Origin of the sequence: Variovorax paradoxus EPS, from assembly GCF_000184745.1 — a bacterium.
GTDB classification, from domain to species: domain Bacteria; phylum Pseudomonadota; class Gammaproteobacteria; order Burkholderiales; family Burkholderiaceae_C; genus Variovorax; species Variovorax paradoxus_C.
Genome location: NC_014931.1, coordinates 2,075,092 through 2,088,340 on the forward strand (window position 1 = coordinate 2,075,092; position 13,249 = coordinate 2,088,340).

Genomic DNA, 13,249 nt, shown 5'->3' on the forward strand with positions numbered 1-13,249 from the left:
TGGCGATCAGCCCTTCTTGACTTCCTTGACTTCGGCGTCGACCACGTTGTCGTCGGCCTGCGCATGCGCAGCAGCTTCCGCGCCAGCCGGTCCGCTCGCTGCCGAGGCGCCCGCCGCGGCTTGCGACTCGGCGTACATCTTTTCGCCCAGCTTCTGGCTGGCCGTCATCAGCGTGTTGGTCTTTTCCTCGATCACGGCCTTGTCTTCACCCTTGAGGGCTTCTTCGACGTCCTTGATCGCGGCTTCGATCGCTTCCTTCTCGGCGGCCTCGAGGCTCGCACCGTGCTCGCCCAGCGACTTCTTCACGCTGTGAACCATGGCTTCGCCCTGGTTACGGGCCTGCACGATCTCGAGCTTCTTCTTGTCGTCTTCGGCGTTGAGCTCGGCGTCCTTCACCATCTTCTGGATCTCGTCTTCGCTCAAGCCCGAGTTCGCCTTGATGGTGATCTTGTTTTCCTTGCCCGTGCCCTTGTCCTTCGCGCCGACGTGCAGGATGCCGTTGGCGTCGATGTCGAAGCTCACTTCGATCTGCGGCGTGCCGCGCGCTGCCGGCGGAATGCCTTCGAGGTTGAACTCGCCCAGCGCCTTGTTGCCCGAGGCGATCTCGCGTTCGCCCTGGAACACCTTGATCGTCACGGCCGGCTGGTTGTCTTCCGCGGTCGAGAAGGTCTGCGCGAACTTCGTCGGGATCGTGGTGTTCTTCGTGATCATCTTGGTCATCACGCCGCCCATGGTCTCGATGCCGAGCGACAGGGGGGTCACGTCCAGCAGCAGCACGTCCTTGCGGTCGCCCGAGAGCACCTGGCCCTGGATGGCGGCGCCGACGGCCACGGCTTCGTCGGGGTTCACGTCCTTGCGCGGTTCCTTGCCGAAGAAGGCCTTCACCTTTTCCTGCACCTTGGGCATGCGGGTCATGCCGCCGACCAGGATCACGTCGTTGATGTCGCTCACGCTGATGCCGGCATCCTTGATGGCCAGGCGGCAGGGCGCGATGGTGCGCTCGACCAGTTCGTCGACCAGGCTCTCCAGCTTGGCGCGGGTGAGCTTGATGTTCAGGTGCTTCGGACCCGAGGCATCGGCCGTGATGTAGGGCAGGTTGATATCGGTCTGCGCGCTGTTCGACAGTTCGATCTTGGCCTTTTCAGCAGCTTCCTTCAGGCGCTGCAGTGCCAGCACGTCCTTGCTCAGGTCGACGCCCTGTTCCTTTTTGAACTCGGCAATGATGTAGTCGATGATGCGCTGGTCGAAGTCTTCACCGCCGAGGAAGGTGTCGCCATTGGTCGACAGCACTTCGAACTGCTTCTCGCCGTCCACGTCTGCAATTTCGATGATCGACACGTCGAAGGTGCCGCCGCCCAGGTCATACACGGCGATCTTGCGATCGGCCTTGTCCTGCTTGTCCAGGCCGAAGGCCAGGGCCGCAGCGGTGGGCTCGTTGATGATGCGCTTGACGTCCAGGCCCGCGATGCGGCCGGCATCCTTGGTGGCTTGGCGCTGTGCGTCGTTGAAGTACGCCGGCACCGTGATCACGGCTTCGGTGATGGTTTCGCCGAGATAGTCTTCGGCGGTCTTCTTCATCTTGCGCAGGATGTCGGCGCTGACCTGCTGCGGCGCCATCTTCTTGCCGCGCACTTCGACCCATGCGTCGCCGTTGTCGGCCTTGGCGATGGTGTAGGGCATCAGGTCGATGTCCTTCTGCACTTCCTTTTCCTCGAACTTGCGGCCGATCAAACGCTTGATCGCGTACAGCGTGTTCTTGGGGTTGGTGACCGCCTGGCGCTTGGCCGAGGCACCGACCAGCACTTCACCGTCTTCCTGGTACGCGACGATCGACGGCGTGGTGCGGGCACCTTCCGAGTTCTCGATCACACGCGTGGTGTTGCCTTCCATGATCGACACGCACGAGTTGGTGGTGCCGAGGTCGATGCCGATGATCTTTGCCATGTTCTTTACTCCTGAAAGCCTGAAAAAAATGTTGTTATGAACTTGTGGATAACCCGGCTCGATTCAAGGGGATGGAGCGGGGATTTCCTGTGGGAATCGTGTGTGCGGATGTGCGGACGACTTACTTCGGCGCGCTGACCGTGACCAGCGCCGGGCGCAGCACGCGCTCGTTGATGGTGTAGCCCTTCTGGAGCACGCTCACCACGGTGTTGGGTTCCTGCTCGGGAGCGGGCACCACCGAGATGGCCTGGTGCTGATGCGGATCGAACCTGGTGCCTGCGGCGGGCGCCACTTCGATCACCTTGTTGCGTTCGAGCGCGCTCTTCAACTGGCGCAGCGTGGCTTCGGCGCCTTCGCGGATCTGCTCGGGGGTGGCGTCCTTGATGGCGAGGCCGGCTTCCAGGCTGTCGGTGACCGGGAGCAGGCTTTCGGCAAAGGCCTCGACCGCGAATTTGCGGGCCTTGGTGATTTCGTCGTCGGCGCGGCGGCGGGCGTTTTGAACGTCGGCCTGGGCGCGCAGGTATTGATCGGCCAATTCGGCGTTCTTGGCTTGCAGCGCAGCCAGCTCGCCTTGCGCCGCGGCCAAAGCGTCGGCTTCATTGGCGGCCTGCGCGGCCTCCAGTTCTTCGGGACTGGGCTCGCCTTGCAGCATTTGTGAATTCTGTGCGGATTGTTGCGGGTCAGACATTTTTCAAAGAACGGCGTGCGCCGGAAAACAAACGATAGCCAGCCACTTGGGGCTGGCCAGAGGCATTTCAAGCGAAAAAATGCGGAAAAAGGGGCCGTGGAGGCATGAAAAAGGCCCGAAATCGGGCCTGTTCGCCAACGTGGGCAGTGAGCGATCAGTGCGCGTCGAGCAGTTCGACGTCGAACTTCAGCGTGGCGTTCGGGGGGATCACGCCACCGGCGCCGCGGGCGCCATAGCCCAGCGATGCGGGAATGATCAGCGTGCGCTTGCCGCCGATCTTCATGCCGGCGACGCCTTCGTCCCAGCCCTTGATGACCTGGCCTGCGCCCAGCGAGAACGCGAAGGGGTCGTTGCGGTCGCGGCTCGAATCGAACTTGGCGCCTTGCACGCCGTCGTTGTAGAGCCAGCCGGTGTAGTGCACATGCACGTGCTGGCCAGCCTTGGCTTCGGCGCCGGTGCCGACTTCGGTGTCTTCGTACTGGAGGCCGGAGGGAGTGGTAGGCATGGGAAAACGCTCCTTGCGTCGATGAATGGTGAATTGGATCGAAGGCGCGGAGTTTACCGATGCCGGCTGACGGCCTCTTCAGTTCGTCGTGTCTGCGGGCGGTGCGGGGGGCGGGGGAGGCGGCGAGGAGGCCGGAGGCGCAACGGGAGCGGCTGGCGCAGTGGCCGCGGGAGCAGCCGGTGCGGCCGCCTTCTTGAGCTGCCCCAACTGCCATTTGCCGGCAAAGGCCTGCAGGTCGGACAGCCGCTTGAGCAGGTCCTGCCCGCTCAAGGTGAGGCAATAACCGTCGCTGCCGTGGCTCACGATGCCGGCCTCGCGCAGTTCCTTGATGCGGGTGTTCAGGGTGTTGGGAGTGATGCCGCCCACGCTGTCCTGCAGCAGGCGAAAGGTCTGGGCATGGCCGTCGCGCAGGGCCCAGAGCACACGCAGCGCATAGCGGGCTTCGAGCAATGCGAGCAACTGGCTGACGGCTGCGTTTTCCTTGGTACTCATCGACATCATCTCCTCGAAGCTGGGCGGGCCGCTGGCCTGGGGCTGGCCGATGCCGCGCGCTCTTGTTTGTGATTGGTTATGGACCGTCCCGCTGGCCGGCGACTATAGCGCAAACGATGTGGATGCTACTAGTTTTATAGCTGTAAGGGCATGCTGCATGCGGGCTGTGAGACAAAGCCTCACAAATTCGTGTAGTCGGCCATGGCTTCGCCCAAGCGGATCGCGCGGGTGGGCGACCAGTCGGGGTTGAACGCCAATGCAGGCGCCGGGAACAGCATGACGACGGTGGAGCCGAGCAAGAAACGGCCCATCTCGTCGCCCTTCTTGATGTCGATCTGCTGGTCGTTGTAATGCCACTCGCGCAACTCGCCCACGCGCGGCGGATTCACCACGCCGTGCCACACGGTGGCCATGCTGCCGACGATGGTGGCGCCCACGAGCACCAGCACGAAGGGGCCGCGCGCCGATTCGAAGACGCACACCACGCGCTCGTTGCGCGCAAAGAGGCCGGGCACGCCGCGCGCGGTGGTCGGGTTCACCGAGAACAGGTCGCCGGGCACGTGGATCATGCGCACGAGCCGCCCGTCGCACGGCATGTGGATGCGGTGGTAGTCCTTGGGGCTCAGATAGAGCGTGGCGAAGCTGCCGTGCGCGAACTTCGCGGCCAGCGCGGCGTCGCCGCCGACCAGCGCGGTGGTCGTGTAGTTGTGGCCCTTGGCCTGGAAGATCTGGTCGCCCTCGATCGCGCCGAACTGGCTGATGGCGCCGTCCACGGGGCTGACGAGGTCGGCCTGCGCGAGCGGGCGCATGCCGGGCTTGAGCGCGCGCGTGAAGAACTGGTTAAAGCTTTTGTAGTGCTCGATGTCGGACTCGAGCGCCTCGCCCATGTCGACACCGTACTTGGCGACGAAGCGGCGAATGATCCACGTCGTGACGGCACCGCGTTCCTTCCCCGCGACCCAGCCGGCGAAATTGGTCAGGGCCTGCTTGGGGAACAGGTATTGGGGCAGAACTGCGGAGCGGTCGGACACGTTGTGGGAAGCCTCGAATGCGGATCGGAGGGGCATTCTATAAAGCGCCCTCCCCAAGAAGCGTAGGAAACTTCCCTCGGTTGTGCGTGGGTGCCGGCCGGCGGCGAACTACTTACTCCGCCTTGATGCCGGCAGCCTTGATCACCCCGGCCCATTTCTCGACCTCGGCCTTCTGGAACGCCGCGATCTGCGCCGTCGAGAGATCCGCTGGCTCCATGCCGAAGCCCTTGAGCTTGTCCTGCATTTCGGGCGTTGCGAGGATCTTGCGGATCTCCGTGTGCAGCCGCTCGACGACCGGTGCCGGCGTACCGGCGGGCACGAAGATCGCCTGCCACGACACCACTTCGAAATCCTTCAGCCCAGCGATGCCCGATTCGGCCACCGTCGGCACGTCGGGCATCGAGGCCAGGCGCTTGGCCGAAGTGACCGCAATCGCGCGCAGCTTGCCGCTCTGGATGTGCGGGCCCGCCACCACGGTCGTGTCGAACATCATGTCGACCTGGCCGCCGATCACGTCCTGGATGGCCGGGCCGCTGCCCTTGTAGGGAATGTGCGTGAACTTCACGCCCGACTTGAAGGCCAGCAGCTCCAGTGCCAGGTGCTGCGAGGTGCCGGTGCCAGCCGAGGCCGACGAGAGCCCGCCCGACCTCGCCTTGCTCGCATCGAGCACGTCCTTCAGCGTCTTGTAGGGGCTCGCCTGGTTCACCACCAGCACCACCGGGTTGGTGCCGATCAGCGTCACCGGCGCGAACGACTTCTGCGGGTCGTAGCCGATTTTGGGATACAGGCTCACGTTGATCGCGTGCGAACTGATCGTGCCGCCCACCAGCGTGAAGCCATCGGGCGCCGCGCGCGCGCCCACTTCCGAGCCCACGCTGCCGCCGGCGCCGCCCTTGTTGTCGATGATCACGCTGGTGCCCAGCACGGTGCCCAGCTTCTGCCCGATCAGCCGGCCCAGCACGTCGGTGGTGCCGCCCGCGGGAAAGGGCACGAGGTAGGTGATGGCCTTGCCCGTGGGCCAGGTGTTGCTGCTCTGCGCGAACGCGGGCAGTGCCGTGGCAAGCGAAGAGGCGAGGGCGGTTTGAATCAGTGTGCGGCGTTGCATGTCGTTGTCTCCAGTGTGTTGATAGGCAATGGGCGGGCTTCAGCCGTTCAAGGCAGATCCACGATCTCGATCCAGTTCGGGTTCTTGCCCACGGCCAGGCGCTCGGGCTTGCCGAGCGCGCCCGTCGCGGCATCGATGGCGTAGAGCGAAATGCTGTGCGACTCCTGGCCGGCCGCGATCAGGTAGCGGCCGCTCGGGTCGATCGCGAAACCGCGCGGACCTTTCTCGGTCGGCGTCTGGCCCAGCGGCTGCAGCTGTCCGGTGGCGGCGTCGACCTTGAACGCCGACAGCGTGCTCGACGTGCGCTCCGACGCATACAGGTAGCGGCCGTCCGGCGTCAGGTGCAGGTCGGCGGCCCATGGCTTGCCGGTGAAACCGGTGGGCAGCGTGGTCGTGCTCTGCTCGAGCTTCAGCGTGCCGCGCGTGGCATCCCACGCGAACACGTGCAGTGCCGCGTCGAGCTCATCGAGCAGATAGACGTGGCGCTGCGCCTTGTCCCAGACGAAATGGCGCGGGCCGGCTTTCGCCGCGGTCGTCGTCAGCGCCGGATCGTTCGGCGACAGCAGGCCCTTATCGGCATCGAAGCGCCAGCTGGAGATGTTGTCTCCGCCCAGGCTGGTCGCGAGCACGTAGCGATTGGCGGCATCCGCATGGATCGCGTGCGCGTTGGGCCCCGTCTGCACCAGTTGCTGGATGGCGCCAACGGTGCCGTCCTTGCCGATGGCGTTCACCGAGATCTTGCCGCCCTGGTAGGAGGCCGCAAAGAGCCACTTGCCGCTCGCATCGAGGTCGATGTTGGCCATGCTGTCGGCCAGCGGCGCCTCGCCGAGCTTCTGCAGCTTGCCGGTGCCGGCGTCGATCGACATCGACGCCACGCGAAACGGCTGCGAACGCAGCGCGGCGTACAGCACGCGCTTGTCGTGGCTCACCGCCATCGGCATCACCGTGCCGCCGACGGCGAGCGTCTGCACCGGCGTGAGCGTGCCCTTGTCGCGGTCGAGCGCGAGCACCGAGATCTCCTGGCTGTCGGCGTTCGACACGTAGACCCAGGTGGCGGCAGAGGCTTGGCCGGCGACGGCCAGCCACAGCAGCGATGCGATGGTTTTTCTCATGACCGCGTGCTCAGGGCTTGATGTTGAGCTTGGTGATCAGTTGCTTGAAGTAGACGTTGTCCTTGGCCAGCGTCTCCTTGAACACGGCGCCGTCGGTGTAGACGTAGCCCAGGTTCTGCTTGTCCATCACCTCGTGCATCAGCGGCTCGGCGGCCGTCTTGGCGGTGATCTCGCGCAGCTTGGCCATCACCTCGGGCGGCGTGTTCTTTGGCGCGCCGATGCCGCGCCAGGTGCCGATCGACAGGTCGATGCCGCGCTCCTTGGCGGTCGGCACCTTCTCGAAGCCCTTCACCCGTTTGTCGGCCATCACCATCAGCACCTTGAGCTTGCCGCCCTGCACATGCGTCGTCACTTCGGCCGGGCTCACGGCCACGGCTTCGATGTGGCCGCCCAGGAGGGCGAGCACCGCGGGCGCCGCACCCTGGAACGGGATGTGGCCGAACTTGGTGCCGGTCTTGTCTTCGAGCGCCGCGGCCGCCAGGTGCCAGATCGAGCCGTTGCCCGAATTGCCCACGCGGATGCTCTCGGGCGATTTCTTCGCGGCGGCGAGGAATTCTTCGATGGTGTTCCACGGCGCATCGGCCTTCACGGTGATCGCTGCCGGATCGGCATTGAGCTGCGCAATCGGCTGGAAGTCGTCGTAGTTGAACTTGGCCAGGCCCAGGTGCGGCAGCGTGAGCAGCTCGACCGTGAGCACCGCGAGCTTGTAGCCATCGGGCTTGGCGTTGATCACCTCGGTCCAGCCGATGGCGCCGCCCGCGCCGGGGCGGTTGACGATCACGATGCTCTGCGAGATGTGCTTGCGGCTCGCTTCCGAAAAAGCGCGCGCGAGGCCGTCGGTGCCGCCGCCCGGCTGGTAGGGCACGAGCAGTTCGATGGTGCGGTTCGGGAAGTCGTTGGCGGCCTGCGCGAAGGCTGCCGGGGCCAGCCCGAGCGAGAGCGCGGCGGTGGCCGAGATGGCTGCAAGGCCGCGAACGAGGTTGCTTCTTTTCATGATGTCTTTTGTCTCCGTTGTTGATCTGATCCTCGAACGGCCCCTTGGCGAGGGCCGTCTCTCCAAAAAATCTCAGGGCATGTACTGCCCGCCGTTCACCTCGATGACCTGGCCCGTCACATAGCCCGAGAGCTGCTCCGAGGCGAGATAGAGAAAGGCACCCACGCATTCCTCGGGCTCGCCGATGCGGCCCATCGGAATGCTCGCCCTGAAGTTCTCCAGCATTGCGGGCGTCGAAAAGCGGTCTTGAAAGGGCGTCTGGATCACGCCCGGCGCGACCGCGTTCACGCGGATGCGGTCGCCCACCAGTTCCTTCGCGAGGCCGTGCGTCGCGGTGCTCACGAAGCCCTTCGATCCCGCATACAGATACGCGGCCGGCCCGCCGCCGGTGCGCGCCGCGACCGAGGTCACGTTGATGATGTTGCCGCCGCCCTGCGTGCGCATCAGCGGCACCACCTCGCGGCAGAACGCGAGCACCGAGCGCGCGTTGATGTGCATCACCTCGTCGAACAGCGCATCGTCGAACTCGGCGATGGGCACGCGCTTGACCAGGCTGCCGGCGTTATTCACCAGCACGTCGATGCGGCCGAGCTGCGCCGCGCTCTCTTTCACGCAGGCGCGGATCGCACCGGTGTCGCGCACGTCGGCCTTTACCGTGAATGCGGTGCCGCCGGCGGCGCGGATGGTTTCCACCACCTGGTTCGCGGCGTCGGCCGAGCTGTTGTAGTGCACCGCCACGCGCATGCCGCGCGCGGCGAAGGCGATGGCCACCGCTGCGCCGATGCCGGTGCTGGCGCCTGTGACGAGCGCGGTCTTGTCCTTGAGGTCTTCCATGGATGCTTCCTTTCGATGTGTCAGGTCACGGGTGCGGGGTTGAACAGCACGAGCGCGTTGTGCAGCTTCCAGTGCTCCGCCCAGGTCTTCTTCTTGCCGCTGGCCACGTCGAGCATCAGACGGAACAGCTCCCAGCCCACGTCCTCGATGGTTGCGTCGCCGTCGGCGATGCGGCCCGCGTTCACGTCCATCAGGTCGTGCCAGCGGCGTGCGAGGTCGCTGCGCGTGGCGACCTTGATGACCGGCACTTCGGCGAGGCCATAGGGCGTGCCGCGGCCGGTGGTGAAGATGTGCAGGTTGATGCCCGCGGCCAACTGCAGCGTGCCGCAGATGAAATCGCTGGCCGGTGTGGCGGCGTAGATCAGGCCCTTCTGCTTGACCTTCTCGCCGGGCGAGAGCACGCCCGTGATCGGCGCGGAGCCCGACTTCACGATCGAGCCCATCGCCTTCTCGACGATGTTGGAGAGCCCACCCTTCTTGTTGCCCGGCGTGGTGTTGGCGCTGCGGTCCACGCGGCCCTTCTGCAGGTAGGCGTCGTACCAGGCCATCTCGCGGATCATGGCCTCGGCCACTTCGGGCGACGAGGCGCGCGAGGTGAGCTGGTCGATGCCGTCGCGCACCTCGGTGGTTTCCGAGAACATCACGGTGGCGCCTGCGCGCACCAGCAGGTCAGTCGCAAAGCCCACGGCCGGGTTCGCGGTCACGCCCGAGAAGGCATCGCTGCCGCCGCACTGCACGCCCACCACGAGTTCGCTCGCGGGCACTGTCTCGCGCCGGCGCGTGTTCAGCCGTGCGAGGTGCACCTCGGCCTGGCGCATCACCGAATCGATCATCGACATGAAGCCGACGTGCGCGTCGTCCTGCAGGCACACGACGTCGAGCGGCGCATCGGTCGCGCCTTCGCCGCGCTGGTCCGTGATCGGAATGGTGCCGGGCGGCAGCAGGCGCTCGGGTTGCAGCTTTTCGCAGCCCAGGCTCACCACCATCACCTCGCCGCCGAAGTTGGGATTCAAGCTGATGTTGCGCAGCGTGCGGATCGGAATGATCGCGTCGGGCGCGTCGATGGCCACGCCGCAGCCGTAGCTGTGCTCCAGCGCCACCACGTCGTCGACGTTCGGAAATTTCGGCAGCAGTTCGGCCTTGATGCGCTGCACCGCGAACTCGGTGACGCCGGCCACGCACTGCACGGTCTGCGTGATGGCCAGGATGTTGCGCGAGCCTACCGAGCCATCGGCGTTGCGGTAGCCCTCGAAGGTGTAGCCCTCCAGCGGCGGCAGGGCAGGGGGCTTGACCGTCGCGATGGGCAGGCCGTCGAGCTCGGGCGCCGTCGGCATGCGCATCACGCGCTCATGCACCCAGCTGCCGCGCGGCAGCGCCTTCTGGGCGTAGCCGATCACCACGTTGTAGCGAACGATGGCATCGCCGTCGGCCAGGTCGGCGAGTGCCACCTTGTGGCCTTGCGGCACGTTGTCCACCAGCACGAGGCCGTCGGCGAACGTCGCGCCTGTCTTCAGGCCGCCGTCGTTCGCGACGATGGCGACGTTGTCGGCCGCATGGATGCGGATGTAGAGCGGGGGGCGGGTGTTCGTCTCGGCCATCGTGGGGCCCTTTCTTTTTTTACTTCACCACCATGAAGAGGCCGGGCAGCCAGGTGGAGAACGCGGGGACAAAAGTGACCACGCCGAGCGCGAAGATCAGCGCGCCGTAGAACGGCCAGATGGTCTTCATCACCGTGCCCACCGACACACCGCCGATCGCGCAACCGACGAACTGCGTGGTGCCCACCGGCGGGGTGTTCAGGCCGAGCGCGCAGTTGATCAGCATCACGACGCCGAACTGCACCGACGTCATGCCGTAGTGCTGGGCGATCGGCAGGAAGATCGGCGTGCACAGCAGAATCGTCGCGGCCATGTCCAGGAAGGTGCCCAGCACGAACAGGATGATGTTGATGAGCAGGAAGATCATCCACGGCGTGGTCGTGATCTGCGAGAGCATCTGGCCCGTGAGCTCGGCCACCCCGTACAGGCTGATGAGGTAGCCGAAGGTGCTCGAGATACCGATCAGCAACAGGATCACGCCGGTGGTGCGCACCGCCTTCGATGCGGCCTTGATGAAGTGCTCCCACTTCAGCGTGCGGTACACGAAGATCGTGAGGCCCAGCGCATAGAGCACCGCCACCGCTGCCGATTCGGTCGCCGTGAAGATGCCCGACAGGATGCCGCCGAGGATCAGCACCACGATGAAGAGACCCGGCAGCGCCGCAGCGAACGAGCGCGCCACGATGGCCCAACCCGGGAAGCTGCCGGCCGGGTAGCCGCGCTTCACCGCCACCAGGTAGGCGGCCGCGAGGTTGCTGATGGTGAGCACGGCCGCAGGCAGCAGCGCCGCGAGGATCAGCGCCGCGATCGACACCTTGCCGCCCGCCGCGAGCGAATAGATGATCAGGTTGTGGCTGGTCGGCATCAGCGCGCCGACGAGCGCTGCGTGGGTCGTCACGTTGACCGCGTAGTCGGCGTGATAGCCCTCCTTCTTCATCATCGGGATCATCACGGCGCCCATGGCCGAGACGTCCGCCACGGGCGAACCCGAGACGCCGCCGAACAGCGTGCAGGCCACCACGTTCGACATGCCCAAGCCGCCGCGCACATGGCCCACGAGGTTGCGCGCGAAGTTGACGATGCGGTCCGCGATGCCGCCGTAGAGCATCAGCTCGCCGGCGAAGATGAAGAACGGAATCGCAAGGAACGAGAAGATGCCCATGCCCGAGGTCATCTGCTGGAAGCCGACCGCGAGCGGCAGGCCCTCATAGAGCAGCGTGGCCAGGGCCGAGAGGCCGATCGAGAAAGCAACCGGCACGCCCAGCAGCAGGAAGACCGTGAATGAGAGGCAAAGAATGAGGAGAGGAATCGTCATGATGCTGTTCAGCCCCAGGCGGGTTCTACTTCGCGGCCTTGGGCCAAAGCGATGATGTGTTCGATCGAGAACATCACGATCAAGACGCCGGCGATCGACGCGGGCACGTATTTCCAGCCTTCCGAAATCCACAACGTGGGCAGTCGGTAGTCCCACACCGATTCGGCGAGCGAGGCGCAATTCCAGGCCATGGCCAGGCCGAAGATGAGGATGAGCGCGTGGATCAGGTATTCCATCTTCAGGCGCAGCCAGTCGGGCGCGAGCACGAGGAACGATTCGAGGCCGATGTGGCCGGCATCGCGCACGCCGACGGCCACGCCGAACATCGTGACGTAGATCACCAGCAGCAGCGCAAGGCTTTCGGCCCAGGTCGGGGTGTTGTTGAGCACATAGCGGCCGAACACCTGCCAGCTCACCGCGCAGATCACCGCGACGAGACCGAGGATGCCCAACCACATGCAGGCACGGGCGAGGGTGCGGCAAAGTTTGGTGTACATGAAGGTTCTTCTCTCTCTTACTCCCTCCCCCTCTGGGGGAGGGTTGGGGTGGGGGCAAGCGGCGTTGCCATGCCAGCGCCGTCGTGCCCCCATCCCGGCCTTCCCCCAGCGGGGGAAGGAGCCAATTCAACCGACTGACTTGCTTACTTCGTGTCCTGCACGCGCTTGACCAGGTCCTTGAGCTTCGCGTCGGTGATGAACTTGTCGTACACCGGCTTCATCGCGGCCTGGAACGGCGCCTTGTCAACTTCGATGATCTCGGCGCCGCCGGCCTTCACCGTGGCCAGCGATTTGATTTCGCGCTCTTCCCATTGCTTGCGCATGTAGGGCACCGACTCCTTGGCGGCCTGGCGGATCCAGCCTTGCTCCTCGGCGGAGAGCTTGTCCCACACGCGCTTGGAGAACAGCAGCATCTCGGGCGCCATCGAGTGCTCGGTCTTGCTGTAGTACTTGGCCACTTCGAAGGCGCGGGCGCTTTCGTAGGTGGGGTAGTTGTTCTCGGCGGCGTCGATCAGGCCAGTCTTCAGGCCCGTGTACACCTCGCCCATGGGCATCGGCGTGGCGTTGGCGCCCATTGCTTCGAGCATCGAGACCCACAAGTCGGACTGCTGCACGCGGACCTTCAGGCCCTTCATGTCGGCAAAGCTGCGCACCGGCTTCTTGGCGGTGAACATCGAGCGCGCGCCGCTGTCGTAGTAGGCCAGGCCGACGAAGCCCTGCTTCTCGCACGACTTCAGGATTTCCTCGCCGATGGGGCCGTCCAGCACCTTGTGCAGATGGTCGACCGAGCGGAACAGGAAGGGCATGGTCGGCACCTGCGTCTCGGCGCAGATGTTGTTCATCGGGGCGATGTTCACGCGCACCATCTGCAGCGCGCCGATCTTGGTCTGCTCGATGGTGTCTTTTTCGCTGCCGAGCGAGCTGTTGTTGAACACCTTGATGGTGTGCTTGCCGCCCGACAGCGCCTTCAGGCGCTCGCTCATGAACTTGACCGCGGTCACGGTGGGGTAGTCGTCGGGGTGGATGTCGGCCGAGCGGAATTCGGTGGCGCTGGCAGCCAGCGTGGTGAGCGCGGCTGCGGCGCCCACGGCAAGTGCGATCAGGGTCTTGTGGAACTTCATTTGTCTCGTCCTC

At 65.2% G+C, this 13,249-nt stretch carries 13 protein-coding genes; all 13 read right to left on the reverse strand.

What is annotated here, in order from left to right; translation table 11 throughout:
• Positions 1-6 precede the first annotated feature (6 nt).
• Complete coding sequence (gene dnaK / locus VARPA_RS09450; RefSeq protein WP_013540332.1) at positions 7-1,944, reverse strand: molecular chaperone DnaK; 1,938 nt, start codon at positions 1,942-1,944, stop codon at positions 7-9.
• A gap of 121 nt (positions 1,945-2,065) precedes the next feature.
• Positions 2,066-2,632, reverse strand: a complete 567-nt coding sequence (grpE, locus tag VARPA_RS09455) for a nucleotide exchange factor GrpE (RefSeq protein ID WP_080559369.1) — start codon at positions 2,630-2,632, stop codon at positions 2,066-2,068.
• 154 nt (positions 2,633-2,786) lie between these two features.
• The gene (locus VARPA_RS09460) at positions 2,787-3,137 is read right to left on the reverse strand and encodes an FKBP-type peptidyl-prolyl cis-trans isomerase (RefSeq protein WP_013540334.1); all 351 of its coding nucleotides are present in this window, start codon (positions 3,135-3,137) and stop codon (positions 2,787-2,789) included.
• Between the two features lie 78 nt (positions 3,138-3,215).
• Positions 3,216-3,629 (reverse strand): winged helix-turn-helix transcriptional regulator, encoded by a 414-nt coding sequence (locus VARPA_RS09465; protein ID WP_013540335.1) that lies wholly within the window; start codon positions 3,627-3,629, stop codon positions 3,216-3,218.
• 179 nt (positions 3,630-3,808) lie between these two features.
• On the reverse strand, positions 3,809-4,660 hold the full coding sequence (gene asd, locus VARPA_RS09470) for an archaetidylserine decarboxylase (RefSeq protein WP_041942837.1): 852 nt from the start codon (positions 4,658-4,660) through the stop codon (positions 3,809-3,811).
• A gap of 112 nt (positions 4,661-4,772) precedes the next feature.
• Entirely contained in the window at positions 4,773-5,765 is a 993-nt protein-coding gene (locus VARPA_RS09475; protein ID WP_013540337.1) for a Bug family tripartite tricarboxylate transporter substrate binding protein, read from the reverse strand.
• A gap of 47 nt (positions 5,766-5,812) precedes the next feature.
• The gene (locus VARPA_RS09480) at positions 5,813-6,877 is read right to left on the reverse strand and encodes a lactonase family protein (RefSeq protein WP_013540338.1); all 1,065 of its coding nucleotides are present in this window, start codon (positions 6,875-6,877) and stop codon (positions 5,813-5,815) included.
• Positions 6,878-6,887: 10 nt separating this feature from the next.
• On the reverse strand, positions 6,888-7,871 hold the full coding sequence (locus tag VARPA_RS09485; RefSeq protein WP_013540339.1) for a Bug family tripartite tricarboxylate transporter substrate binding protein: 984 nt from the start codon (positions 7,869-7,871) through the stop codon (positions 6,888-6,890).
• Positions 7,872-7,943: 72 nt separating this feature from the next.
• A complete protein-coding gene (locus tag VARPA_RS09490) occupies positions 7,944-8,705 on the reverse strand; it encodes an SDR family NAD(P)-dependent oxidoreductase (protein WP_013540340.1) in 762 nt (253 codons plus the stop codon).
• A 20-nt stretch (positions 8,706-8,725) separates the two neighbouring features.
• Positions 8,726-10,303, reverse strand: a complete 1,578-nt coding sequence (gene garD / locus VARPA_RS09495) for a galactarate dehydratase (protein ID WP_013540341.1) — start codon at positions 10,301-10,303, stop codon at positions 8,726-8,728.
• Between the two features lie 19 nt (positions 10,304-10,322).
• Positions 10,323-11,618, reverse strand: coding sequence for a TRAP transporter large permease (locus VARPA_RS09500; RefSeq protein WP_013540342.1), 1,296 nt, complete (start codon positions 11,616-11,618; stop codon positions 10,323-10,325).
• 8 nt (positions 11,619-11,626) lie between these two features.
• Positions 11,627-12,115, reverse strand: coding sequence for a TRAP transporter small permease (locus VARPA_RS09505; protein ID WP_013540343.1), 489 nt, complete (start codon positions 12,113-12,115; stop codon positions 11,627-11,629).
• Positions 12,116-12,258: 143 nt separating this feature from the next.
• A complete protein-coding gene (locus VARPA_RS09510; protein ID WP_013540344.1) occupies positions 12,259-13,236 on the reverse strand; it encodes a TRAP transporter substrate-binding protein in 978 nt (325 codons plus the stop codon).
• Between the last annotated feature and the right edge of the window lie 13 nt (positions 13,237-13,249).

Excerpts from the sequence above, each read along its gene's own strand:
- dnaK (WP_013540332.1), bottom strand. The coding sequence starts at position 1,944 with ATGGCAAAGATCATCGGCATCGACCTCGGCACCACCAACTCGTGCGTG.
- grpE (WP_080559369.1), bottom strand. The coding sequence starts at position 2,632 with ATGTCTGACCCGCAACAATCCGCACAGAATTCACAAATGCTGCAAGGC.
- VARPA_RS09460 (WP_013540334.1), bottom strand. The coding sequence starts at position 3,137 with ATGCCTACCACTCCCTCCGGCCTCCAGTACGAAGACACCGAAGTCGGC.
- VARPA_RS09465 (WP_013540335.1), bottom strand. The coding sequence starts at position 3,629 with ATGAGTACCAAGGAAAACGCAGCCGTCAGCCAGTTGCTCGCATTGCTC.
- VARPA_RS09475 (WP_013540337.1), bottom strand. The coding sequence starts at position 5,765 with ATGCAACGCCGCACACTGATTCAAACCGCCCTCGCCTCTTCGCTTGCC.
- VARPA_RS09480 (WP_013540338.1), bottom strand. The coding sequence starts at position 6,877 with ATGAGAAAAACCATCGCATCGCTGCTGTGGCTGGCCGTCGCCGGCCAA.
- VARPA_RS09485 (WP_013540339.1), bottom strand. The coding sequence starts at position 7,871 with ATGAAAAGAAGCAACCTCGTTCGCGGCCTTGCAGCCATCTCGGCCACC.
- VARPA_RS09490 (WP_013540340.1), bottom strand. The coding sequence starts at position 8,705 with ATGGAAGACCTCAAGGACAAGACCGCGCTCGTCACAGGCGCCAGCACC.
- garD (WP_013540341.1), bottom strand. The coding sequence starts at position 10,303 with ATGGCCGAGACGAACACCCGCCCCCCGCTCTACATCCGCATCCATGCG.
- VARPA_RS09500 (WP_013540342.1), bottom strand. The coding sequence starts at position 11,618 with ATGACGATTCCTCTCCTCATTCTTTGCCTCTCATTCACGGTCTTCCTG.
- VARPA_RS09505 (WP_013540343.1), bottom strand. The coding sequence starts at position 12,115 with ATGTACACCAAACTTTGCCGCACCCTCGCCCGTGCCTGCATGTGGTTG.
- VARPA_RS09510 (WP_013540344.1), bottom strand. The coding sequence starts at position 13,236 with ATGAAGTTCCACAAGACCCTGATCGCACTTGCCGTGGGCGCCGCAGCC.